The organism is Pseudomonas sp. MONT-RG-20F-20-E-7-02, assembly GCF_022662395.1.
Lineage (GTDB): Bacteria > Pseudomonadota > Gammaproteobacteria > Pseudomonadales > Pseudomonadaceae > Aquipseudomonas.
Window position 1 is genome coordinate 121,325 of record NZ_JAKNQN010000002.1, and the last position, 25,185, is coordinate 146,509.

16 protein-coding genes are annotated in these 25,185 nt (G+C 65.0%); 6 read left to right on the forward strand and 10 right to left on the reverse strand.

Features of this window, described 5'->3' with window-relative positions; genetic code table 11:
- Positions 1 to 6: 6 nt before the first annotated feature.
- The 10 genes from L8I05_RS05960 to L8I05_RS06005 form a co-directional block, all read right to left on the reverse strand.
- Positions 7 to 834 (reverse strand): SDR family NAD(P)-dependent oxidoreductase, encoded by an 828-nt coding sequence (locus L8I05_RS05960; protein ID WP_159956762.1) that lies wholly within the window; start codon positions 832 to 834, stop codon positions 7 to 9.
- Complete coding sequence (locus tag L8I05_RS05965; RefSeq protein ID WP_242167558.1) at positions 831 to 1,973, reverse strand: acyl-CoA dehydrogenase; 1,143 nt, start codon at positions 1,971 to 1,973, stop codon at positions 831 to 833. Before L8I05_RS05965 ends, L8I05_RS05960 begins: the two co-directional genes overlap by 4 nt.
- Positions 1,970 to 2,419: an SRPBCC family protein gene (locus tag L8I05_RS05970; RefSeq protein WP_242167559.1), complete on the reverse strand. Its 450-nt coding sequence runs from the start codon at positions 2,417 to 2,419 to the stop codon at positions 1,970 to 1,972. Before L8I05_RS05970 ends, L8I05_RS05965 begins: the two co-directional genes overlap by 4 nt.
- 16 nt (positions 2,420 to 2,435) lie before the next feature.
- Complete coding sequence (locus L8I05_RS05975; RefSeq protein ID WP_242167560.1) at positions 2,436 to 3,695, reverse strand: aminotransferase class III-fold pyridoxal phosphate-dependent enzyme; 1,260 nt, start codon at positions 3,693 to 3,695, stop codon at positions 2,436 to 2,438.
- Entirely contained in the window at positions 3,692 to 4,756 is a 1,065-nt protein-coding gene (locus L8I05_RS05980; protein WP_277933996.1) for an SDR family oxidoreductase, read from the reverse strand. The genes L8I05_RS05975 and L8I05_RS05980 overlap by 4 nt, the downstream gene beginning before the upstream one ends.
- A 181-nt stretch (positions 4,757 to 4,937) precedes the next feature.
- A complete protein-coding gene (locus tag L8I05_RS05985) occupies positions 4,938 to 5,666 on the reverse strand; it encodes an AraC family transcriptional regulator (protein WP_242167562.1) in 729 nt (242 codons plus the stop codon).
- Positions 5,667 to 5,750: 84 nt separating this feature from the next.
- Positions 5,751 to 7,148, reverse strand: a complete 1,398-nt coding sequence (locus L8I05_RS05990; RefSeq protein WP_242167563.1) for an isochorismate synthase — start codon at positions 7,146 to 7,148, stop codon at positions 5,751 to 5,753.
- A complete protein-coding gene (locus tag L8I05_RS05995) occupies positions 7,145 to 7,450 on the reverse strand; it encodes an isochorismate lyase (protein ID WP_242167564.1) in 306 nt (101 codons plus the stop codon). Before L8I05_RS05995 ends, L8I05_RS05990 begins: the two co-directional genes overlap by 4 nt.
- On the reverse strand, positions 7,450 to 8,205 hold the full coding sequence (locus L8I05_RS06000; RefSeq protein WP_347341215.1) for an alpha/beta fold hydrolase: 756 nt from the start codon (positions 8,203 to 8,205) through the stop codon (positions 7,450 to 7,452). Before L8I05_RS06000 ends, L8I05_RS05995 begins: the two co-directional genes overlap by 1 nt.
- Positions 8,202 to 9,857: a (2,3-dihydroxybenzoyl)adenylate synthase gene (locus L8I05_RS06005; protein ID WP_242167565.1), complete on the reverse strand. Its 1,656-nt coding sequence runs from the start codon at positions 9,855 to 9,857 to the stop codon at positions 8,202 to 8,204. The genes L8I05_RS06000 and L8I05_RS06005 overlap by 4 nt, the downstream gene beginning before the upstream one ends.
- Before the next feature lie 223 nt (positions 9,858 to 10,080).
- Between L8I05_RS06005 and L8I05_RS06010 the strand changes: the two genes are divergently transcribed.
- The 6 genes from L8I05_RS06010 (at position 10,081) to L8I05_RS06035 (ending at position 25,177) form a co-directional block, all read left to right on the forward strand.
- On the forward strand, positions 10,081 to 10,974 hold the full coding sequence (locus L8I05_RS06010) for an AraC family transcriptional regulator (RefSeq protein ID WP_242167566.1): 894 nt from the start codon (positions 10,081 to 10,083) through the stop codon (positions 10,972 to 10,974).
- A 155-nt stretch (positions 10,975 to 11,129) separates the two neighbouring features.
- Complete coding sequence (locus tag L8I05_RS06015; RefSeq protein WP_242167567.1) at positions 11,130 to 15,398, forward strand: amino acid adenylation domain-containing protein; 4,269 nt, start codon at positions 11,130 to 11,132, stop codon at positions 15,396 to 15,398.
- Positions 15,395 to 20,731 carry a non-ribosomal peptide synthetase gene (locus L8I05_RS06020; RefSeq protein ID WP_242167568.1) on the forward strand — a complete coding sequence of 1,779 codons (5,337 nt, stop codon included), beginning with the start codon at positions 15,395 to 15,397 and terminating at the stop codon, positions 20,729 to 20,731. The genes L8I05_RS06015 and L8I05_RS06020 overlap by 4 nt, the downstream gene beginning before the upstream one ends.
- The gene (locus tag L8I05_RS06025; protein ID WP_242167569.1) at positions 20,728 to 21,777 is read left to right on the forward strand and encodes a Gfo/Idh/MocA family oxidoreductase; all 1,050 of its coding nucleotides are present in this window, start codon (positions 20,728 to 20,730) and stop codon (positions 21,775 to 21,777) included. Before L8I05_RS06020 ends, L8I05_RS06025 begins: the two co-directional genes overlap by 4 nt.
- The gene (locus tag L8I05_RS06030) at positions 21,774 to 23,495 is read left to right on the forward strand and encodes an ABC transporter ATP-binding protein (protein ID WP_242167570.1); all 1,722 of its coding nucleotides are present in this window, start codon (positions 21,774 to 21,776) and stop codon (positions 23,493 to 23,495) included. The genes L8I05_RS06025 and L8I05_RS06030 overlap by 4 nt, the downstream gene beginning before the upstream one ends.
- On the forward strand, positions 23,492 to 25,177 hold the full coding sequence (locus L8I05_RS06035; protein WP_242167571.1) for an ABC transporter ATP-binding protein: 1,686 nt from the start codon (positions 23,492 to 23,494) through the stop codon (positions 25,175 to 25,177). Before L8I05_RS06030 ends, L8I05_RS06035 begins: the two co-directional genes overlap by 4 nt.
- Positions 25,178 to 25,185 lie beyond the last annotated feature (8 nt).

Below are 25,185 nucleotides of genomic sequence, written 5' to 3' on the forward strand. Positions count from 1 at the left end.
TGCGCGTTACTCGATCAGTTCAGGTTTGAGCGCCAGGTGCCCACCGCGTGTCAGCGTGCGCAGGCGCAAGGCGATAAAGGCGTCGACCACACTCGGCGCAATGCGCGCGGTGTACATGGCCAGGGTGCCCATGAAGGTCAGGCCACGGTTGCGCAGGCCGTCTTTGCGGCAGGCGCGCACCAGGCCGTCGGCGGCGGCATCGAGCTTTTCTTCCAGCGACAGCAAGGTCTTGTCGCCCCACATGAAGGTCACCAGGCGCTTGACCGACAGGCCCACGCGCTGGGCGGGCAAATGGATCGCGGTGTCGATGAACCCCGGGTACACCGTGACCACATCGAGCTGCCCGCGATACTGCATGCGCAGCACGTCGGAATACGCACTCAGCGCGCGTTTGCTGGCGGCATACGCGGCCACATACGGCGCATTGACCAGGGCGAACAGCGACGACACATTCACCACCTTGCCGCGTTTGCGCAGCAGTCCCGGCAAGAAGCCGGCGACCAGTTGCCACGGCGCGAACAGGTTTACGTCCACCGCGCGGGTGACTTCGTCCGTCACGCCGGTTTCGCCACGCTCCAGGGTCAGGGTGCCGGCGTTATTGACCAGAATGTCGATGTCACCGAAGTCAGTGCTGATGGCAGTGATCACCTGGGCCAACGCCCTGCGGTCACACAGGTCGACTTGATAAAACCCGTCGAGCAGCCCCAGTTCCTGCGGTTCCAGGATGTCCAGGCCGATCACCGTGGCGCCTTGCCCCTTGAGCTTGTGCGCGGCGGCATGGCCCAGGCCACGTGCACAGCCGCTGATGACAATGGTTTTTCCGAGCAGGTTCATGGTTTCACTCCGGCGATGCTGAAGGTGGATTGGGACAAGTAGCAGTCGAGGTTGGTCGCCATCGAGATCTTCGCCGGCGGGTGAAATTGCAGGCCACGGCAGGCCATCAACCAATTCGAACTCTGGTTGCTGGTGATAAACGCCATGCCCCCGAGCATCGCGTGGGCTTCGTCCGACAGCTGGTTGAGCAGTTGTTCGATGCCATAGCGCACCAGCAACAGGCGGGCGAGCACGGTGTGCAGGTCGTGCGGGTTGCGTTCCACATCCAGCGCCGCGCCTTCCAAGGCGGTGATCGCCAATTGCAGGTGGGCGGCCAGGTCGACGCGGTGATGGGCAGTCCAGCGCGCGGCGTCGGTCACGGTTTCGATCAGACCGGCACAGGTACCCACGTAGGATGCGCAAATCAACAGCTCGAACCAGATGAAACCCACGGTTTGCACATCGCCCAGCAGGTGCTTGTAACCGGCGGAAAACACCATGCGCTCCGGCACGAACACTTCGTTGAGGCGCACTTCGATGCTTTCGGCAGCGGCCAGCGCGCTGTTTTGCCAGAACGGTGCCCGGCTGATGCCCGGCGCGTTCGCGGGAATCAGCGCCACCATCAACTCTTCGCCGTCCACGCCCTGGCGGGAGTAGCTGGCGGTGAGCAAGTCCATCGACTGGCCGAGGCAGCAAGGCTTTTTGCTGCCGCTGAGCAGCACGCCTTCCGGGGTCTGTACTGCCTGCATGTTCGAGTCGAGGATGCCGGCGCCCGCGTTGCCCTCGGCAAAGCCCGAGGACAGCAACAAGCGGTTCTGCGCGACGGCGGCCAGCAACAGGCCTTCGGCGCCGCCGCCGTTTTGGGTCAGCGCCAACAGGCTGGCCACCGAGAATTGATGCATGGTGCTGGCCACGGCCAGCGACGGCGAGCGCGCGCCCAGGGCGATCTGCACATGCACCGCATCGAGGATGCCCGCGCCCAGGCCGCCGCCGGCGCGGTTGACCAACAGCCCGACCGGGCCGTGTTGCTTGAACAGGGCGACGACGTCGCTGTGCGGTGCTTCACGTTCGGCGAAGGCAATGTCCGCCAGACGCGCGTCAAAACCTGGGGCGTAGTTGTGCAGCACTGCACGTGAGCGGTTCAACAGAGACAGGGTCATGGCTGGGGCCTCACATAGCTTGTGGGAAACAACCCGGTGATGATCGAGTTAATGTTGTCGCGAATGGCGGTCTTGGCCACGGGGTCGAGCATGTCGGCGAGCATCGGCAGGCCCAGGTCAAAGCGTGACTTGAAGGTGATGATCGAGTCCTTGCCGTCCGGCAGCACTTGCCAGGTGCCCGAGAAATGGTCGACATCGCCGGCCAGTTGTTCGAAATGGATCTCTCGGGTCTCGGCGTTGAACGTATCGCGCTCTTGCCACTTGAGAATGCCGCTGTGGAAGTTGACTTCCCAGGAGGTGAACGACACCTGGTCGCTGACCTTTTTGATGGTGATATTGCGCACCGATTCGCACAGCTCGACGTAGTTGCTGAAGTCGCTGATCACGGCAAAGACTTCATCAGCGCAGGCGTGTGGAATGTGCGCCTGGATATTGACTTCCTGCATGGGGTAACTCCAAAAATCAAAGGGTGGAAACTGAAGTGGTGAGCGCCTGGGCGAACCCCTCGATCAACCAGTTGCAGTCCTGGGCGTTCAGCAGCGGCGACGGCGTCAGCCGCACGACCCGGTGATCATTGAGCGAGTGGCAAACGATGATTTGCTGCTCGATCAGCGCCATGACCATGTTTGCGGCAATCGAGGCGTCGCTGAACTCGAAGCCCAGCAGCAAGCCCGCGCTGCGCAGCTTCACGCACTCGGTCAGGCCCATCTGTTGCAGCAAGGCGCTGAAACGCGCATGCAGGTCCTGGCCCATCAGCCGGGCGCGCTGCACCAGGTCTTCCTGCACCATCACTTGCAACGTGGCCTGCACGGCCGCCATGGCCAGCGGGTTGGCACCAAAGGTCGAGGTGTGCACCGTGGGGTTGCGGTTGAACGGCGCATAGACCGCCGCGCTGGCAACCATGGCACTCACCGGTACGCAGCCGCCGGACAGGCTTTTGCCCACCAGCATGATGTCGGGCACCACCTGCTCCTGGTCGCAGGCCCACCAATGGCCGGTGCGGCCCAGGCCGGACTGGATTTCATCGATGATCAGCAGCGCGCCGTATTGGTCGCACAGCTCGCGGACACGCGTCAGGTAACCGGGCGGTGGCAGGATCACGCCGGCTTCGGCCTGGATCGGCTCGAGAATCACACAGGCTTTGTCCGGCGACGCCAGCAGTTGCTGTTCCAGCGCATCACTGTCGCCGAAGGGCACGAACGCGCTTTCACTGAGCAGGCCACTGAACGGCTCGCGGTAGCTTTCGCGGCCGGTCACGGCCAAGGCGCCGAGGGTCTTGCCGTGGAAACCGCCAAGCGTCGACAGCGTGCGACGGCAGCCATTAAGGCGCGCCAGTTTCAACCCGGCTTCAGTGGCTTCGGCGCCCGAGTTGCAAAAGAACACATAGTCCAGGTTGCCGGGGCAGCGGGAGGCCAGGGCCTGAGCGGCCAAGGCCTGTTGCGGGTTGAGCAACAATTTGCTGGCCAGTGCGTTCTGCTGCAGCTGCCGGGTCACGGCTTCCACCACGACCGGGTGGCCGTGGCCGAGGAAGAACACCCCATAGCCGCCGGCATCCAGGTACTGGCGCCCTCTGTTGTCATAGATGTAGACGCCCTGGCTGGACTGCTCGATGGGCAGGTTCATCAGCGAGGCCAGGCGGGCGTAGCCCGAATTCACATGCTGGCGGAAATACTGGTCAATCTGTTCGGCGTCGCTTGCGGGGTCGATAAGAAGCGGGTTCATGCCACGGAGGCCTCAGCAAAGGGCGGCGCCGGCTGTTTGAGCATCCGCGTCAGGGCACCCAGCTTGGGCGCCAGGTGATTGAGCGACAGCAGCAATTCGCGGCTGACATCCCGTGCGTTGAACGCCGCTTCGCCGAGCAACTCGGGCAACGAGGTAGGCAGCGGTGTGCGCAGGCAGGCATAGCGGCACAGTTGATTGGCGCGGCCCAGGGCGGCCTGGATATTGCCGGTCAGCGCCGGCAGAAACACCGGGCGGATCAGGCGTTCATAAATATCCGGCGCCATGCAGCGTGGCCGCGTGAACGCTTTGCCCTGGGCTTCCATGGATTGGCACATCAGGTCCAGCAGGCCGGTCAGGTCCAGGGCTTGCGGGCCGCTGGTGAGGAAGTAGTCCTTGCCGATCAAACGCTGGCGCAAGGCATTGGCTATCGCCCGTGCGGCGACGTCGCGAGCGATCAGGTCGATATAGCCGGCAGGCGGGCAGGGCACGATCGGCAGCACGCCGGACATCATCAGGCCCATGGTCATGTGAAAACCCTGGAAGTTGGGCATATGCCCACTGCCCGAATCGCCGATGATGATCGAGGGGCGAAAGATCGACACGTCAATGCCGGCCGAGCGCACCAGGGTTTCGGCCTGACGCTTGGCCACTTCGTACGGGGTTTGTGCCTGCACGCCTTCGTAGTAATCGCATGGGTGAGTGAAGGCGGTGCTGATGTGGTAAAGCGGCACTTTGGCCTGCTGGACAAAGTTCACGACGTTCTCGGTGCCGAGGTAATTCACCGAGAAAATCTGGTCGACATCGCCATCCATACGGGTGACGGCCGCAGCGTGAATCACCCAGTCGACGCGCTTGAGCAGCGCTTCATAATCGGCGGCGTCCAAGCCTAGCCGAGGGCGGCAGATATCGCCTTTGAGGACTTCGACCTGCGGGTGGCGAATGCGACTTTTACGCGCCAGGCAGACCAGGTGAAAATCCTGCGCCAGGCACTCGATCAGGGACTCACCGAGCACACCTGATCCTCCCGTGAGAAGGACGGTTAATTTTTGCGGTTCTGACATGTAGGACGCTTCCTGCGGACTCATCGAAAGAATTAACGTTGCGTTTCGCCGAATCCCAGGCACGGATGCCCCTGGCGAACACTCTGTATTCACGTGCGGTGGCGTTGAAGTGCTTTGGGGGAAGGCAATCAGCGCTTAACGTTTCAGCGAATAAGATCCAATCGATATTGGCGTTTTGACATCACTGCGTCTTGAACGAAACGCTTGTCTTGCGCAAAACCTTGGCAGCGGTGCGGGGCGTCATGCCAAACATGCGGCGCATCATGCGCGCCAGGTGGGCCTGGTCGGAGAAGCCGCCATCGGCGGCGGCGTCCGACAAGCTGGCGCCAGCCGCCAGGGACTTGGAGGCGCGCTCGAGTTTGTTCCAGATGATCCATTGCGACAGCGAAACGCCCATCTGGTGCGTGGCCACGCAGCGCAAGCGCGGGCTCGACAGGCCGACCGCGTTGGCGGCGCGGCTGACGGAACCAGGACCGTCGCGGTCCTGGCGCAGGAGGTTCAAGGCCTTGTACAGGCGCTGATCGATGGGCGGCGTCATTGCCAGCAACCGCGCGAGCGCCTCGACAAACTGCGCCAGGGAGCTGGTGCGGCGGAAACACTCGAGCATCTCCTCACTGGCCAGGGCGATGCCATTGTGATGAAGCAAGGCTTTGAGGTCGCGGCCCAGTGGCGTGTCGGGGTTGATGTAGACAAAGGCCACCGGGTGAATGTCGGCCACCGCGCGGTGCTCGACATTGGGGCCGATGATCACCCCGGCCGCGCGGATCAGCTGGCCGGGCAATTCCAGCTTCACGGGTTGGTGCACGCCGATGCACAGCTGAATGGCGACATGGGAGTGGGCAGTATTTTGATCCGCGCGGCCAATGTAGCCCGCCCATGAATCACCAAAGGTAACGCTGCCGTCCCACATGTAAGGTCTTCCTGACTCAGAGGGTGAGTGTTGCGTGTGCAGGGTAGGCCTGCACAGGTCTGGATTCAAGCACCGGGCGTGCCGTCACCGCTGTAGCGCCGCGCGCATCCCCGCCAGCTTGATGCAGGTTTCGTCGTATTCGCTGGCAGGGTCGGAGTGTTCGACGATGCCGCAGCCGGCGAACAGCCGGGCCTGGTTAGCGTTTAATAGCGCACTGCGCAGGCCGACGATAAATTCGCCATTGCCGTGGGCGTCCAGCCAACCCAGCGGCGCCGCGTACCAGCCACGATCAAAGCCTTCGAACTGGCGAATATGCGCCAATGCCTGCTGGCGTTCGTGGCCGCCCACGGCGGGCGTGGGGTGCAGAATCGAGACCATCTTGAGCAAACTGCAGCCTGGCTGCAGCGGGCCTTCGATCAGCGTCGCCAGGTGCTGCACGCGGCTCAGGCGCTTGATATGCGGCGTGGGCGGCATATGCAACGCCTGCACCCAGGGCGCGAGGTCGCGTTGAATGATCTGCACCACCACCGCGTGTTCGTGCCGGTTCTTTTCGCAGTCGAGCAGGGCTTGCGCCAGTTGCGCATCCTGTTCAGGGTTGGGGTCGCGCCGCGCAGTGCCGGCCAGCGCCAGGGTTTGCAGGCGACCGTTGTGCAGCTTGGCCAGGCGTTCCGGCGAGGCACCGATAAAGCACGCCTGATCACGCCGGAAGGCAAACAGATAGGCGCTGGGGTCGTTGCTCGCGAGCGCGCTCAACGTGCGCCCGGCACTTACGGGCTGGGTGTATTCGCTGAGCACTTCGCGCGCCAGCACCACCTTTTTCAACGGGGTGTCGCGCAGCACGTCCAGGGCGTGGGCGATTTTGCTTTCCCAGCAGGCACGCGGCAGGCCTTGGTCACGAATGTGTTGCAGTGCCACGCTCGGGTGCGGGCCGGACACGTAACGGTCCATCAGCGCGTTCCATTGATTCAACACCTGCTCGCAGCATTGTTGCGCCTTATCGCCGGGCGCGATCCGTTGCTGGCACAGTAGCCAGCAACTCTCGGCATCGCGCACCAGCAGCAGCGTCATCAACAGCAGTGACGCATCGCCAAAACCTTGCCAGGCGCCGCTGGCCTTGACCTCAGGATCAAACCGGAAGCCGCCGCAGACCGTCGGCGCCAATGGGCCGTGGCTGACCGCGTGTTCCAGCCAACGCTGCCATTGCGCGTCCACCGCGGCAAAACGCTGCGCGCCAACGCCGCTGAGTTCGGCGGCCACGCCCCAGCCGAACAGGCTCTTGTGGTCTTCCGGCGCGCGCCAGAACAGGCACTCGGCGCCGGGTCTGTCGACGCTGCAAAACAGCTCCAGCAGGTCCAGCGGGGCGAGTTTGATCGAGTAGCTGGCCAGCACCGCTTCGCCGTGTTCGACGGCCCGCTCGCGCGCCTGTTCAAACACCGCCGCCAGGCCTTGGGCATGGGCCTCCAACGAAGGAAAGGCCCTCATGCTGGCGTTCTCGTTGCGCGCCAATGCAGCACTTGCTGGCCGATGTACCAATGGATGATCTGGGCGAACAGGGTTTCCATAAAGTGCGGGTCCAGGCCGGCGTGTTCGGCCCATTCGCGGCGTTGCGGCAGCATCTGCGCCACGCGCTCGGGCGCGGCGATGCTGCTTTCGGTCGGTTTGAAGCGCGCAGCGGCTTTGACGTAAGCCATGCGTTGACGCATGAGTTCGATGATCTGGTGGTCCAGTGAATCGATGGCGTGACGGATGTCCGGCAGGCCATCACAGGCGTCGGGTGCTTTCATCAACAGGTTTCCTTGGGGGCAGGCGTGAGGGTCAGCAGCGTGGTGGCGATGGCGGCGAGCAGCGCCTGGCGCTGCTCGATCAGGTAAAAGTGTTCGCCGGGCCAGCGCTGCAGGTGCAGTGGCTGGTGGCTGGCGGCTTGCCAGGCCTGGGCTTCATCCAGTTCGATTTCCGGGTCGTGTTCGGGGTAGAACACCTCGATGCGGCTGTTCAGGGGCCGCGGTTGTGGGCAGGCGTAGGTTTCAACGATGCGGTAGTCATTGCGCAGGCCAGGCAGGAACAGGTCGCACAGCGCCGGGTCGTCCAGCAGCGGGTTGGGCCGGTCGGACAAACGTCGCACGTCGTCGAGCAAGGCCGCGTCCGGCCCCAGGTGCAGCTGCCCGCCGCGCTGGCGATGCGGCGCCGGGTGGGCGGACACGAACAGATGGTCGACGGCGATAGCGCGCTGCTCCAGGCGCGCGGCCACTTCATAGCCCACCACCGCGCCGAGGCTATGGCCGAACAGCGCCAGTGGCCGGTCGGCGAAATCCGCCAGCGCGTGGGCGGCGCCGTCGGCGAGGCGCTGCATGTCGGTCAGGCAGGGCTCGCTGAAGCGGTCTTCGCGGCCCGGGTACTGGATGGCCAACAGGTCGATGTCGGCGGGCAGGGCATTGACCCAGTCGCGAAAGAAACTCGCACTGCCGCCGGCATGCGCGAAACACACCAGGCGCCAGCGCGGCATGGGCGTCAGCCGGTAAGCGCGTACCCAGCGGTTCACGAGGCGGCTCGCTGCAGCCAGGCCTGGCGCAGGCGTTCACGCAAGTCCTTGCGGCTGACTTTGCCCACCCCGGTGTGCGGGAAGTGCGCAACAAACTCGATGCGGTCCGGCACCTTGAACGCGGCCAAACCCTGGCCACGCAAATGCTGCTTGAGCGCAAACGCCGACGGCGCTGGCTCGCGGGCGACGATAAACGCGCAGGTCGATTCGCCAAGCACCGCATCCGGCATCGCCACCAGCGCCGCGTCGTGCACTTGGGGATGGCTGATCAGCAGATTTTCCACTTCTTCAGCGGCGACCTTTTCACCGCCACGGTTGATCTGGTCCTTGTCGCGGCCTTCAACCACCAGGTAACCGTCGCTGGTACGTCGCACCCGGTCACCGCTGCAATAAAAGCCGTCGGCAGTGAACGCCTTGGCATTGTGTTCGGGCAGGCGGTAGTAGCCGCGAATGGTGTACGGCCCGCGCACTTGCAGCTCGCCGACTTCGCCGTCAGGCACCGGCTGGCCGTGTTCATCGACAATTCGAATCTCATCGTCGGCACTCAGCGGGCGGCCCTGGGTATGCAGCAGCAGATCCGCGTGGTCATCCAGGCGGGTAAAACACAGCAAACCCTCGGCCATGCCCAGCACTTGTTGCAAGGTGCAGCCCAGTGTCGGCGTAACGCGCGCGGCTGCGGTGCTGAGCAGTTTTGCGCCGCCCACCTGCAGCAGGCGCAGGCTCGACAGGTCGGCCTGGCGCTGGGCCTGGGCGTCCAGCCACAGCATCGCCAGCGGCGGCACCAGCGCGGTGACGGTGACGCGTTGTTCGTTGATCAGTGCAAAGCAGGTTTCAGGGTCAGAGCGGCGTGTACACACCACGCGCCCACCGGCCAACAAGGTGCCGATAACACCTGGGCAGCACAGCGTGAAGTTATGCGCCATGGGCAGCGCGGTGAGGTACACCGTGTGTGCATCCAGGCCGCAGACCGCGCTGCTGGCGCGCACGTTATAGAGGTATTCGGCATGGCGCCGCGGGATCAGCTTGGGCGTGCCGGTGGTGCCGCCCGAAAGCTGGAAACACGCCACTGCGTCAGCGTGACCGGCGTCCTGCTCCAATGGCTCACTGTTGTACAACGCCTTCAGCGCGGTGAATTCCTCGGCATCGCCGTCGATCACCACCTGGCGCAGGTGTGGATTGGCTTCGGCCAACTGGCGCGCCATCTGACGGCAATCGAAACCGTCGAGCTGGTCGCAGCCGATGTAGGTCGAGGCCTGGGCAAAGCTGCAAAAGCCGCCGATCTCGTGTTGACGGTGGGCGGGCAGGGCGAGGATCGGCCGCGCACCGAGCCGGAACAACGCAAAGCACACTTCGATAAACGCGCTGCCGTTGGGCAAATGCACCACCACGTTATCGCCCGCCGCAACACCCAGGGCACGCAAGCCGCCGGCCAGGCGCCGGCAACGCTGCGTCAGGTTGCGGTAGTTGAGGTGCAACTCGCCGTCGGTGATGGCGATTGCCGATGGGCTGCGTGCGGCCACCGCATCCAGCGCTTGGGCGAAAGTCTGGTCTTGCCAGTAACCGGCTTGGCGGTAGCGTTCGGCGAACGCGGCGGGCCAGTCGGGCTCGTCGCCACAGGTGTCTGAATCGCGTGCGCAGGTGTGAGATGACATGGAATCCCCTATTTGTAGAAATAATTGGCTACAAATGCCCAAATGAGATCTATTATCATTGTCTTTCGTCGAGCGCTTCTCAACGCCAAGGCTTTCGGACCTGTGACTTTTTCATTAGATGAAATACACAGCGGCTTTAAACAGGGAGGTTTACGGTTTAAAAGCCTCCTCCTCATTCAGGTCAGGCCCCGCGTAATGGCCTTAAGGATCAAGGGAAAACCCAATGACTATTACGATCATCGCCCCCAGCCACCAAGAGACGCAGGCCGAACCCAAGGGCAATCAACCCGGCACGGTTTACCTGGAACCGCACATGACACTGGTCACCGGCACGTTGTGGTCAGAGAGTGAGAATTGGGTCGAAGACCCGCTGGAGCGCGGCCTCAAGCTGATCCTGGTGCAGAGTGGCGAGCTTTCGTGCCGCATCCCCGGGCACAGCGAGCAATCGATCAAGGGCCCCAGCCTGTGCACCATCGTCAATGACGGCGATTTCACCTCGTCGCAGATCTACGGCACCTCCACGCCGCTGCGTTACACCATCGTGCAATTGGACCTCGAATCCCTCGACCGCCACCTGGGCATGGCCCCGCGCAAACTGTTGGCCAGCAGCGGCGGCGACCCGTACATGATGGTGCGCCCGGCGCCGCGCGCGATGCAGGCGCTGGCCACACAGATTGCGACCTGCCCGATGCAGGGCCCGAGCCGCTCGTTGTACCTGGGCGGCAAGGCGTTGGAATTGACCGCGTTGAGCGCGCAGTTCCTGCTCGGTGAGCGCGGGCAGCCGGAGCAGAAGCTGCGCATCACCTCTTCGGATGTGGAGCGTGTACACGCCGCGCGCGACCGCCTGGTGCGTTCGCTGCTGGAGCCGCCAAGCCTGAACGCGCTGGCCAGCCACGTCGGCATGAGCCCGCGCAAACTCACCGCGGGGTTTCGCAAGGTCTTCGGCACCAGCGTGTTCGGCTATTTGCACGAGCATCGCCTCAACGAAGCCCACCGCATGCTCAGCGACGAGGAAAGCAACGTCTCCACCGTCGCTTATGGCGTGGGCTTCAGCCCGGCGCATTTCTCCATCGCCTTCCGTAAACGCTACGGCGTATCGCCCAGCGAAATCCGCTGAGGGCAGGGGTGTGTCTCTGAATCGAATGAAAAGGCCCGTGCATCTAAAGCCCTGAGCGCTTTCTGAAAACCTGCTTGCGATAGAGTTCCAATTGAGAATGGCTTCCATCTTGGTGAGCCAGGGACTTTATCTAGACGGGTCACAGGAAGCTTTTCATGAGCGAGCTGACAACAGCAGACACCTCCTTATTGCGCACATGGCTGATCGAACACCTTGCCCAGTTGCTGGGCGCTACCGTGGCGGAAATCGACAGCCTGGGCGATGAGGAAAACCTCCTCGGTTGCGGGTTGGATTCCATCCGCCTGATGTACCTGCAGGAGCGTTTGCGCAGCCACGGCTTGCACCTCGACTTTGCTCAACTCAGTGCGCAACCGTGCCTGGCAGCCTGGCTTGGCTTACTGCACGGCCAGGTCCCGCAGAGCGTGGTCAGCGAGGCAGCGCCGTTGCTGGCGCCGGATGACAGCTTCGAACTCAGCGCCGTGCAGCAAGCGTACTGGCTGGGGCGCGGGCCGGCGGAAGTGCTGGGCAATATCAGTTGCCATGCGTGGCTGGAATTCGACTGCCAGGGCATCGACCCGCAACGCCTGGAAGCGGCGGTGAAGTGTGTGCAGGCGCGCCACCCGATGTTGCGTGCCAGTTTCAACGAAGGCCGCCAGCGGATTCTTACGGCCACCGACCTGCCGGTGTTCGATCATCAGGATTGGCGCCAGCACTCGCAAGCCGCCGCGCAAGAGGCCTGGCGCGCATTGCGTGACTGGCGCTCGCATGAATGCCTGGCGGTCGAAGCCGGGCAGGTGATGCTGGTCGGCCTGGTGCAGTTGCCCGGTGGCCGTGACCGCGTGTGGCTGAGTGTCGACCTGCTGGCGGTTGATGTGGAAAGCCTGCGCCTGTTGATGGCGCAACTCGGCCAGGCGTATCAGGCACCGGCCACGCTTGCGCCGCCACCTGCTGTGCATTTTGCCGACTACCTGAGCCGCCGTCGCCAGCGCCGTGCCGATGCGTATGAGCGTGACCGTCAGCACTGGTGCCAGCGCCTGGCGCAGTTACCGGACGGCCCCGCGTTGCCGCTGGCCTGCGCGCCCGAGTCGATTAGCACGCCACGCTTCAGCCGCCAGGCCTTCGTGCTCAGCACGGCGGAAGCCGAACGCCTGCAACGCCAGGCGACCGCCCACGGGCTGACCTTGCCCAGCGTGTTCGCCACGGCCTTCAACGCGGTCTTGGCGCGTTGGAGCGAGCAGGTGAATTTCCTCCTTAACGTGCCGTTGTTCGACCGCCACGATGACCAGCAGGCCATTGACCAGGTGATCGCCGACTTCACCACCTTGCTGCTGGTGGCCTGCGAAGACGCGCCGCATTTGCCCTTTGCCGAAGGCGCCCGGCGCTTCCAGCGCGACCTGCACGCGACCATCGACCACGCCGCGTTTCCCGCGCTGGAAGTGCTGCGCGAGGCCCGTCGCCAGGGCCATCCGCGCTCGGCGCCGGTGGTGTTTTCCTGCAACCTGAGTGACGCAAGTTTTGTACCCGCGAGCTTTCGCGAGGTGTTCGGCGACCTGCACGACATGCTCTCGCAAACCCCGCAAGTGTGGCTCGATCACCAGCTGTACCGGGTCGAAGACGGCGTGCTGCTGGCCTGGGACAGCATCGCCGAGCTGTTCCCGCACGGTGTGCTGGAGGCCATGTTCAGCGCCTATATCGAACTGGTGCAACGCCTCGCCGACAGTGACTGGAACCAGCCACAGCCGGTGCTGCTGCCGCTGGCCCAGCAAGCGCTGCGCGACCGCCAGAACAGCGTGCCGTCGCTGGCTGCGGGGCGTGGTTTGCTCGACGACTTTTTCCGCCAAAGCACCCAACAGCCCGACGCGGTGGCGTTGATCTGTGGCACCCAACAGTGGACGTATGAGGCACTCGCAAACCAAGCCCTGCGCGTGGCTGCTGGCTTGCTGGACGCGGGAATGCGCCCCGGCGAAGCCGTGGAAGTCTGTCTGCCGCGCGGGCCTGGGCAGGTTGCCGCGGTGTTCGGCGTACTCGCGGCCGGTGGCTGCTACGTGCCGGTGGACACCGCCCAACCGCACGCACGGCGCAGCCTGATCGAGTCGGCGGCGGGCATCAGCCGCGTGATCGCCGAGCAGCCGCCGGCGGATCCTGCATTGCAATGGCTTGATCCGACTCAACTGGAACACTGCGCGCCATTGGCGGCAGCGAAAAAAAGCTCGCCACACACCAGTGCGTACGTGATCTACACCTCCGGCTCAACCGCCATTCCCAAAGGCGTTGAGGTCAGCCACGCGGCGGCGATCAATACCATCGACGCGCTGCAAGCCGAGCTGCACGTCACGCCGGACGATTGCCTGCTGGCGGTCTCGGCGCTGGATTTCGACTTGTCGGTCTATGACCTGTTCGGCGTGCTGGGGCAGGGCGCGCGCCTGGTGTTGTTGCAGCCTGAAGAGACCCGCGACGCCATGCGCTGGGCGCAACTGATCCGCCAGCACCGCGTGAGCCTGTGGAATTCGGCCCCGGCATTGCTGGAAATGGCCTTGGGCATCGGCGCTGAACAGTGTCAGTACCAGAGCCTGCGGGCGGTGTTGCTGTCGGGCGACTGGATCGCCCTGGACCTCGCCGCGCGCCTGCGTCGCCACGCCACGTCAGCCTGCCGGGTCTATGGCCTGGGCGGCGCGACTGAGGCGGGTATCTGGTCGAACCTGCAACTTATCGATGAGGTGCCCGAGCATTGGCCTTCGATTCCCTATGGCAAGCCGTTGGCCGGCCAGGCCTATCGCGTAGTCGACGCCTGCGGGCGGGATGTACCGGACCAGGTGATCGGCCAACTGCTGATCGGCGGCGCGAGCCTGGCCCGCGGTTATCGCAATGATCCTGTGCTCACCGCCCAGCGTTTTCGCAGTGATGAGCGCGGGCGCTGGTATCACACCGGCGATCGCGGGCGCTTCTGGCAGGACGGCACGCTGGAGTTCCTCGGGCGTATGGACCAGCAGGTCAAGGTGCGCGGGCAGCGTATCGAACTCGGCGAAATCGAGGCGGCGCTGACGGCACATCCGCTGATCGAAAGCGCCTGTGCAGCCGTACTGAATGGCAGCCTGGGCGCCGCCGTGGTGTTCAAGTCGTTGGAGGCTCCGGTGCCGGTTTTGCCAGCCGCGGCGATGCTCGATGACAGCCTGGCAGCCGAAAGCCGCGTCACCGCCGAGCTGCTGCAACGCCTGCTGCAAGACCCGCCGCCCACGCCGTTGCTTAGCACCTGGCGCGAGTGGCTGGCCAACTATGTCGAGTCCATCAGCCTTCATGATGCATTGGCGCAATTGGGCTGGCGCGAAGCCGATCTGCACAGCATGGTCGGTGCCTTGCAGGTGCTGCTGCGCACGGAGGGCGGCACCTCTCAAGTGTTGTTTGACCCGTTGCTGGCGCCACAGGCCATGGCGCTCAATCTGCCCGCAGGCCGCCAAGTGCTGGACGCCATGAACCGCGCGCTGCAACACAGCGGTACAGCGCTGAACGTCGCCGTGCTGGATGTGCGCGGCGGGCAGTTGCTCGACCAGTGGCTCAACCACCTGGGCTCACGCGACCTGCAGCTGACCCTGTTCGAGACCAGCCCCGGCCTGCTCGCCGCCAGCGTGGGCAAGCGCCAGCGCGTGGCGGGCCAACTGCTGGTGGACGGCGTGCTGCCCGCTGAGCATTGGTCCCGGTACGACGTAGTGATCAGCTTCGCGGCCCTGCACAGCTATGCGCAGCCGTCCGACGGCCTGAGCCTGGCCCAGGCGCTGCTCAAACCCCAGGGCCGTTTGATAGTGGCTGACGTGCTGCGTGACTCGCCGTTGCGGCTGGTCAGTGCGGCGCTGCTGGACGGGCGCACACCGCTGCTGCCAGGTGCCGACGCAGTCGTGCGCTTGCTCGGTGAAAGCGGCTTCAGCCACCTGGAATGCCTGTGGCAAAACCCTGCGATGCTGTTGATGAGTGCCCAGGCTGCCGACCAAGCCTTGAGCAGTGAACGCCTCAACCACTGGCTGCAACAACGCCTGCCGCAGGCGATGCGCCCCGAACATCTGTGGTGCGTGCCGCGCTTTGCCTTGAACGCCAACGGCAAGATCGACCGCACGCGCCTGCAAGCCAGCCTCGGCGACGCGTTGCAACGCAGCCAACCCTGCTGCGACGAAGACGCGGAACTGAGCCCCGAACTGCAGGCGCTGGCGACCTGTTGGGAAACCATACTGGGCCGCTCGGTGCACAGCGCCCAAGCGAGTTTCTTCAGCCTCGGCGGCGACAGCCTGTTGGCCACGCGCTTGCTGGCCACTGTACGTGAACAGCTGGGCGTGAGCCTGCGCATGGGCGACTTTTACCTGCAACCGACCCTCGCCGGCATGGCCGCGCTGCTGGTGCGTAACACCGATGTGGCGGTCGAGGAGGGCGTGTTATGAGCCTGGATGATTTGCTGCACATCTGCCGTGAACGCCAGATTGAACTCTGGGCCACCGAAGGCAAGCTGCATTTTCGTGCCCCCGAAGGCGCGTTGGACTCAGCCCTGGCCGAACGCATTCGTGCCCAGCGCGAAGCACTGATGGTGCACCTCTCGCCCCAGGATTGGCGCGCGCAGCCGGAACAGGCGCTGCAGCCCTTCGCCCTCAGCGCGGTGCAGGGCGCCTACGTGCTGGGGCGTAACCCGGCGTTCGACTATGGCGGCAACGCCTGTCACTTGTATGTCGAATACCCGTGGCCGGCGAATGTCGACACCGCGCAACTGACCCAGGCCTGGAACGCCTTGGTGCAACGCCACCCGATGCTGCGCGCGGTGGTGCAGGACAACAGCCGCCAATGCGTGCAAGCCCAGGTGCCCTGGCAATCGCTGCCGGTGCATGACCTGCGCGAGGCCACGCCCGAGGCATTCGACGCTCACCTGCAGGCGCTGCGCACACGCCTGGACCATGCCTGCCATGCCCTTGATCAATGGCCGATTCTGCTGCCCGAAGTGAGCCTGGGCCGCGAGCAAGCGATTTTGCATTGCTCGGTGGATTTCACCTTGCTCGACTACGCCAGCCTGCAACTGTTGCTGGTCGAACTGACCCAGCGTTACCTCGAACCGACGCGCCATTGGCCCGCGCTCGAAGCGACTTTCCGCGACTACCTTGAGCACGAACGCAGCGCGCGCAACAGCGCCGCCTGGCACAGCGACAAAGCCTGGTGGCTGGCCCGCCTGGACAGCCTGCCGGGGCGCCCGGACCTGCCGCTGAGTGAGCATGCCGGTTTGGGCTCCACGCGCTTCCAGCACCACCATGGCGTGTTGAGCAGTGCGCGATGGAACGCGCTGTGTTCCCTCGCCAGTGCCCAGGGCCTGAGCGCAGCGGGCGTGACCCTGGCCGCCTTTGCCGAGGTCATCGGGCGTTGGAGCCAAAGCCCGGACTTTTGCCTGAACCTCACCGTGCTCAACCGGCCAAACCTGCACCCGCAGCTGGGCCAGGTGATCGGTGACTTCACCGCCTTGAGCCTGCTTGCCGTGCACGGCGCCGACGGTGCGAGTTTTGTCCAGCGCGCGCGGCGTATCGGTGCGCAGCTGTTCGATGACCTCGACCACAGCCGCTTTACCGGCGTTGAGGTGTTGCGTGAACTGGCCCGCCTGCAAGGGCGTGGCGCCGACCTGATGCCGGTGGTGTTCACCAGTGGCATCGGCAGCGTCGAACGCTTGCTCGGCGATGCCGGGCGCCTGTTGCAACCGCCCAGCTACATGATCAGCCAGACGCCGCAGGTGTGGATCGACTGCCAGGTCAGCGACCAGTACGGCGGTTTGCAGATTGGCTGGGACGTACGCGTCGGCGTGCTGCCCGACGGCATGGCCGCGCAGATGTTCGACGCCTATGTCGACCTGCTGCAACGCCTGGCCGCCGACCCGCAGGTGTGGCAGGCGCGTGGCGATATCGTGTTGCCGGCGCAACGGGCCAATCCGCAGGTCGAGGCCATTGCCCCGGCGCGCAATATCGCTGCCGGTTTCGCCCAACGGGCACTGCGCACGCCCGACGCTGCGGTGATCAGCGACCGCGATGGCCGCTACAGTTATCGCCAGGTCGCCCAACACGCCGCTGCCGTGCGCGCAGCCCTTGAAGCGCTCGGCGTTGCACGCGGCGAGCGGGTGGCGGTGATGCTGCCCAAGAGCGCCTGGCAACTGATGGCGGTGCTGGGTATTACCCAAATGGGCGCGGCCTATGTACCGGTGGACATTCGCCAGCCGGCCCTGCGCCGTGAAGCGATCCTGCGTGACGCCGGGATTGCAGCAGTGATCACCCTGCAAGCGCAGGCATTGCCGGATACGCTTGAGCTGCCGCGCGTTGCCATCAACAGCCTCTACGCCGACCCGCATTGGCCAACCCGCGAGCCGCTGGCGGTGGCCGCCGAGGAACTGGCCTACATCATCTACACCTCCGGTTCCACCGGCACGCCCAAGGGCGTAATGCTCAGCCACGGCGCGGTGGTCAATACCCTCGATGACATCAACCAGCGTTACGCAGTCAACGCCGACGACTGTGTACTGGGCCTGGCGGAATTGAGTTTCGACCTGTCGGTGTACGACTTTTTCGGCGCCACTGCTGTCGGCGCGCAGGTGGTGCTGCCTGATCCGGAGCGCGGCGCCGACCCTTCGCACTGGGCGCAATTGATGCTGGAACACAGCATCACGTTGTGGAACTCGGTGCCGGCCCAAGGGCAGATGCTGGTGGATTACCTGGAGACCGAACCGGCGGCGATTCCGGGGCCGCGTTGCGTGATGTGGTCGGGCGACTGGATTCCCACCACGTTGCCCACGCGCTGGTGGCAACGCTGGCCCGACAGCCAGTTGTTCAGCCTGGGCGGCGCCACTGAAGCGGCGATCTGGTCGGTGGAGCATCCGATTCGCCCGCCGGATACGGCGTTGCCGAGCATTCCCTATGGCCGCGCCCTCAAGCACCAGACCCTGGAAGTGCTCGACAGCCTAGGCCGCCAATGCCCGGTGGGCGTGCGCGGCGAGATTCATATCGGCGGCCTTGGCCTGGCCCTGGGCTACGCCGAAGACCCGCAACGCAGCGCCGAGCGGTTTATCACCCATGCCAGCGGGCGTCGCCTGTACCGCACCGGCGACCAGGGGCGCTACCTGAGCGAAGACGGTTTGATCGAGTTTCTGGGGCGCCAGGATGATCAGGTGAAGATTCGCGGTCACCGTATCGAACTTGCGGAAATCGACGCCGCCTGGCTGGCCCATCCGCAGCTGGCCGCAAGCACCACGGTATTGCTTGGCGAGCGTCACGAGCGCTCGCTGTGCAGCTTCGTGACGTTGCAAACCCACGCGCCGGACCCGCAGCGTGTGCGCGACGAACTACGTGAGGTGACGGCCCAGGCGCGCCACAGCCTTGCGCAAGCAGATTTTGGCGAGCGTGCCGACATCGAAGCGGCACTGGCCGCGTTGGACCACGCGGCAGATGCCTCGCTGCTGCACTGGCTGGCGGGCAGCGGTTTGCTGAACCCGGGGCAAGCCATCGCATTCGCGCCGTTGTGCGCCGCGTTGAACCTCGCACCCGGCCAGCATCGCCTGTTGCGACACTGGCTGGCGTTGCTGGTCGACAGTGGCCACCTGCAAGCCGACGGTGACGGCTGGCGCTGCCTGGCAACAGACTTCGATCAAGATCATGCCTGGTCACAGTTTGCCCGGTTGGCGCCGCCAGGCCTGTGGCCGGTGGAACTGGTGGATTACCTGCGCGACAGTGCGACCCGTTTGCCCGAACAACTCGACGGGCGCCTGAGCCCGGCGAGCCTGATGTTCCCGCAAGGTTCGGCGCATATCGCCGAAGCCATGTACAGCCGTGGCCTGCACGCCCAGGTGCTGCACCGGGCGATGGCTGAGGCGGTGAGCGCGATTGTGTCGCGCCAGGGCCAACGCCGCTGGCGCATCCTCGAAGTGGGCGCGGGCACTGGCGCGGCGAGTGCGTTGATCATCCCGGCGCTGGCGCCATTGGTGGCCGCCGGGGTGCAGATCGACTATGTGTTTTCCGACGTGTCGAGTTACTTCCTCAATGCGGCGCGCGAGCGTTTTGCGGCGTACCCGTGGGTACGCTTCATGCCGTTCGACATGAACAAACCGGCCTGCGAACAAGGCTTGGCGGCCGCTTCACTGGACCTGCTGCTGAGTTCCGGCGCCTTGAACAATGCGTTGGATACGCCGCGCCTGCTCGCCGGTTTGCGCCAATTGCTGCAGGCCGATGCCTGGCTGGTGGTGCAGGAACTGACGCGTGAACACCGCGAAATCAGTATCAGCCAAAGCCTGATGATGGAAACGCCCGAGGATGTGCGTGCCAGCAACCACCAGCTGTTTGTGCACACCGATCAATGGCTGGCGTGGCTGAACAGTGAGGCGGGCGATCAGGCTGAATCGTTGGCGGGTGCCGACAGCGTGTTGAACCTGCTGGGTTATGACGTGCTGGTCGCACGCCTGAAAACCGATCGGCCATTGCTGAGTGCTGAGGCCTTGCTGGCCTTTATTGCCGAGCGGTTGCCGCGTTATATGGTGCCGGCGCAGGTGCGGGTACTCGACCGCTTGCCGGTTACGGCCAATGGCAAGATCGACCGGCGCGCGCTCACCACGCAGGCGGAGCAACGCCCACTGCAACCGGTACACCGCGCAAACACCGAGGTGGCGGATGAGTTGGTGCAGCGCTTGATCGCGCAGTGGGAGCGCGTGCTCGATTGCAGCGGGTTGTCGGCGGATCAGGACTTCTTTGCCGCCGGTGGCGACTCGCTGTTGATCGCGCAGTTGATCGCCGGCCTGCGCGAGCACGAACCCTTGGCCCAGGCGCAACCTTTCGACCGCTTGCTGCGCTGGGCCCTCAGCCAACCGACGCCCCATGGCCTGGCCCAGCGCTTGCGCAGCGAGTCGAGCAGCGAGTCGAGCCATGCAACACCGGTGGCCGCGCCCCCGCTGGATACGCGCCGCGCGCCACTGGGCGGGCGCGGGCGCGTGGATGCGTTGACGCAACTGAACGGCGGCGCAGGCACCGCGCGCGTGCTGGTACACGAAGGGCTCGGCACGCTGTTGCCGTATCGCGGGCTGATCGCTGAATTGGCCGGCAGTGGTCCTTTGCTGGGACTGGCGGTGCACAACAGCGACGACTACCTGAGCCTGCCAGCGGAGCATGTCAACGCAACCCTCGGCAAACGCTACGCGCAAGCCCTGTGGGACAGCGGCCGACGCAGCTTCGACTTGCTCGGTTATTGCTCCGGCGGGCTGGTGGCCCTGGAATTGGCCAAGGCCCTGCTGCAATTGGGCGCCGAGGTGCGTCAGCTGGACATCGTCTCCAGCTACCGCATTCCGTATGTCGTCGACGATGAAGTGCTGATGCTCTACAGCTTTGCCGCCACGTTGGGGCTCGACGGCGAAGCACTCGGCCTGCCGACGGCTGAGCAACTGCAAGCGCCAACGGCCCTCAACCTGGATGTGGCGTTACTCAAATCTCGTGTACTGGCGGCGGCCCAGGGCATTGCCGATGAACAGCTGTATCGGGTGTTCGCCCATTCCGTGCACGCCAGTCACTACAGCGATGGCGCGCCGTATGTGGGGGCCATCCGCCTGTTTGTGCCGAGTGTCGCCAACCCAATGATCCCCGATCACCAGGCCAGTTTGCAGGCGTGGTGGCAGGCCGCATCGCTGGCGCCACTGACTGTGCACACCCTGCGTGGCAATCACTTCGACTGCTTGAACGCCGGGCTGAGTGATTATTTGCTGGAGAAACGCTCATGACATTGCCATTGAAAACCTTGGTGGTCGGCTCGCGCTTTGGCCAGTTCTATGCGGCCGGTGTGGCCGCCGCCGAGCAGCTGGAATTGGTCGGCGTGCTGGGGCAGGGCAGTCGTCGTTCCCAGGCCTTGGCGCGCTACCTGGAAGTGCCGAGTTTGCAAGCGCTGGAACAGGTGCCTGCCGATACGCGCCTGGCGTGCGTCGCGGTGGGCGGTGCGGCACGCGGCGAACAAGGCCCGGCCTTGGCGCAGGCGCTGATGGAACGCGGCATGGACGTGCTGATCGAACACCCGCTGCTGCCCCAGGAGCTGCATGAACTGCTGCGCACCGCGAACCGCCTGCAACGGCGTTGCCTGCTCAATAGCTTCTACCCGCAACTGCCCTGCGTGGCGCGGTTTATCGCGCTGGCGCGGCAACTGCATCGCCAACAGGGCATTCGCCATGTCGACGCCCAGTGCGCGGTGCAAGTCAGCTACGCAACGCTGGACGTGCTGGCGGCGCTGTTGGAAGCGGTGGGGCCGTGGTCGCTGGATTGTGTCGCGCCGGCGCTGTCGGCCTGGCGCGATATCAGCCTGGTGATGGCGCAGGTGCCGGTGTCGCTGCGTGTGCTCAACGAACTGGCGGCCAATGATGACGGGCGCATGCAGATGCTGCTGCGCATCAGCATCGCCACCGACAGCGGCACACTGCTGTTGGCATCGCCCCACGGCCCGCTGTTGTGGCTGCCCGCTGTGCGCGCGCCGGTGGAGGATGCCGACGGCGTGTTTGACCTGTTCGGGCCGCTGGCGAGTGAGCCCTTGCCGTGCGCCGAAGTGCTGGAAGCTGCCGCGTCGGATTGGGCCCAGGTGTACCGCAAGGTCTGGCCGACTGCAGCGGCGAATGCCTTGCAACCGTTGATCACTGGTGTGGGGCTGGCGCGACTGCAGCAGCGCAGCGTGGAGGTCGTCGGGCTGTGGCAACAGGTCACGGCCGCGCTCGGGTTCCCGCAGCAGCCACCCGTGACATTGCCTGCGGCCAGCCTGGCCCAAGCTTTGGAGGCCGCTCAATGAGCCAGTTGAGTGAAATGCTGCGCCCGTTTCGTCGGCGCCTGGGGTTGGCGATTGGGTTGCAGGCGGTTGCCGGGATCTGTTCGTTGCTGCCGCTGATTGCCCTCGCGCAATTGGCCGACAGCCTGCGCCAGGCACCGCCGCTGGCGCCTTCGGCCATGGCCTGGGTGGCGCTGGCGGTGGGCGCGTCGGCGCTGTGGTTGTGTGGCCAAACCTTGGCGCTGCACCTCACCCATCAGGTGGATGCCGACCTGTGCGACCGCTTGCGCGTGCGCCTGGCCGAGCATCTGCAACGCCTGCCGTTGGGTTGGTTTGCACGGTTGGGGCCAGACGGCGTGACCCGTTATGCCGAGCAGGATGTACGGGCGCTGCACCAGTTGGTCGGGCATGCGCCGACGGATCTGGTCAACCTGCTGCTGATTCCCCTGGCCACCTTCGCGTACCTGCTGTGGAGCCACAGCGGCCTGGCGCTGTGGTGCCTGTTGCCATTGGCCTTAGGAGTGCTCGGCTATTGGCGTTTGGGCTCGGCGCATTATCGCGACGATGTCGAGCAGCGCAACGGCGCGATCCAGCGCCTGTTCAGCGACTACAGCGAATTCGCCGGCAACCTTGGCCTGGTGCGGCAATTCCCGGACGCGGGTATTCATCGCAACGTGCAGGAGGCGGTACAGCAGTTTGATCAGCGCTTCAGCCATTGGGTAAGCCGCGCCGGGCACCTGGCCGCCTTGATCCAGGTGCTGCTGAGTGCCCCGTGGCTGTTGGCCTGGGTGGTTGTCGGCGCGTTGTGGGTCGGTGACGTCGGGGCTGCGCAGATCTGCGCGTTTTTGCTGCTGGTGCGCGCCATGGCGGCGCCTGTTCTGGCCATGGGGCACGGCTTCGATGCGTTGAACAACGCGCGTGAAAGTGCCCGGCGTTTGCAGGCGGTACTGAACACGCCGCCGCTGGCCGAACCCGACGCGCCGCACGTACCTCGGGACGCCAGCGTGGAGATGCTCGAGGTGAATTTCTCCCACGCTGACGTGCCGATACTCAGGTCAATCAACCTGCGCCTGGAGCCCGGCACCACGACTGCGCTGGTAGGGCCGTCGGGTGCGGGCAAAAGTACCCTGGCCGGGTTGATTGCACGCTTTATGGACGTGGACAGCGGGCAAGTTCGCGTGGGCGGGGTGGATGTGCGCCAGATCGCCAGCCGTGAGTTGCAGCAGCAGTTGGCGCTGGTGTTCCAGCAGGCCGGCGCGTTGCGCCTGTCGTTGGCGCAGAACATCGCGCTGTATCAACCCGAGGCCAGCGAAGCGCAGATTCGCGCCGCCGCCAAGGCGGCCTGCCTGGACAGCTGGATCATGGGCTTGCCCAAGGGCTACGCCAGCGTGGTCGACGAGGATGTGCGGCTGTCCGGCGGTGAAGTGCAGCGCCTGGCGATTGCCCGCGCGCTGCTGTCGCGTGCGCCGATCATGCTGCTCGACGAGCCGACGTCCGCCACCGACCCGCAAACCGAACGCGCACTGCGTGCCGCCTTGCAGGACGACGCGGCCGGGCGCACGCGGCTGATCGTCGCCCATCGCCTGCACAGCATCCGCCATGCCGAGCAAATCCTGGTGCTGTGTGAAGGGCGCATCGTGCAGCGCGGGCGGCATGCCGAGTTGTTGGCCGTGGACGGCGTGTACCGGCAGCTGTGGAACGAGCAAACCTCGAACGCTGAACAACTGGAGCCTGTGTCATGAGTTTTTTTTCGCCGTTACGGCATTTGCCCGAGCTGGCCCGGCGCGCACTGCGCGGGGCGTTGCTGTGGATGCTGCTGGCCGCTGTACTCGATGGTTTGGCGGGCCTGGCCCTGGTGCCGTTGATTCTGGCCTGGTTCGAAGGCTCGCCATTGCAGCCGAGCGTGCTGCTGTTGCTGGGGCTGACGCTGCTGCAGGTGCTGGTCAGTTACGTCGCGCAGCGCCGCGGTTACCTGGCCGGCGCGGGGTTGGCGGCGGGCCTGGTCGCGCAGTTGGTGCAGCACCTGCCGCGCTTGCCGTTGACCCGCCGTGGCCAGCTTGAAGGGTTGGTGCGCGGGCCGGTGTTCAACAGCATGGGCATTCCCGCGCATTTGCTCGCGCCGCTGACGACGGCGCTGGTGACGCCGACGGTGGTGGTGCTCGGGCTGTTCTTCATTGAACCGCGCCTGGCGCTGGTGTTGGCGTTGGCGTATCTGCCGCTGTTCGGCCTGTTGCGTTGGGCCGGGCGGCGCAGCCTGGGCCTGGAGCAACAGCGCCAGGCCGTGGATCGCCACGCCGCGCAGTTGTTGCAAACCTTCGCGCAACAGCAGGCGTTGATTCGCAGCGCCGGCGACGCCAGCCAGGGCCAGTTGGCACTGCGGGATGCCTTGCATGAGCAACACCAGGCCACGCGCCGTCTCAATCGCCGCGCCTTGCCCGCAGGCCTGGGGTTTGCCACGGCGGTGCAGATGGTGTTTTCGCTGGTGCTGGCCGGTGGCGTGTTCGCAGTGGCGGCGGGGCATTTGCCCGGTGCGCTGCTGGTGGCGGTGCTGGTGTTGCTGGTGCGCTTTATCGAGCCGCTGTCGCAACTGGCTTACCTGGATCAGGCCTTGCGCATGGCGTGGCAGGCGCTGTCGCAAGTGCTGGCGGTGTTGGCGGCGCCGACCTTGCACAGCCCACAGCCCGGAGAACAGCCGCAGGATGCGAGCCTGCAAGGGAACGGCTTGAACAGCTTCGGCGAGGGTGGCGAACACCTGCTCAAGGACCTGGACGTGCAATGCGCGCCCGGCACGTTTACCGCGATTGTCGGCCCCTCGGGCGCGGGCAAAAGCACCTTGCTGGCGCTGCTCGGCCGGGGCATGGACCCGCAGACCGGCGAAGTACACCTGGGCCATGTCGACATTCGCCAGTTAAGCGAACACACCCTGGCCCAGCACATGACCCAGGTGTTCCAGGACAGCGGCCTGTTTGCCGGCAGCCTGTTGTGGAACGTGAGCATGGCGCGGCCACACGCCACGCCCGCGCAATTGCAGCACGCGGCGCGGGAGACCGCCTTGGATGATGTGCTCACCAGCCTGCCGGACGGCTGGCACAGTGAAGTGGGGCCGGGCGGCGCCTTGCTCTCCGGCGGCCAGCGCCAGCGCGTCGGCCTGGCGCGTGCGCTGTTGTCGCCGGCACCGATTCTGCTGCTCGACGAACCCACCGCCAGCCTTGATGCGCACAGTGAAGCACGGGTCAATCGCAGCCTGCAGGCACTGCACGGCAAGCGCACGTTGGTGTTGGTGTCGCACAACCCGACACTGGTGCGCGACGCCGATCAGATCCTCGTGCTGGAACACGGCAGTCTGAGCGGCTGCGGCAGTCATGAGCATTTGCTGGCGACACATCCGTGGTATGCGCGGTTTGCTGAGCAACACCACGGGTGATTGAGTGC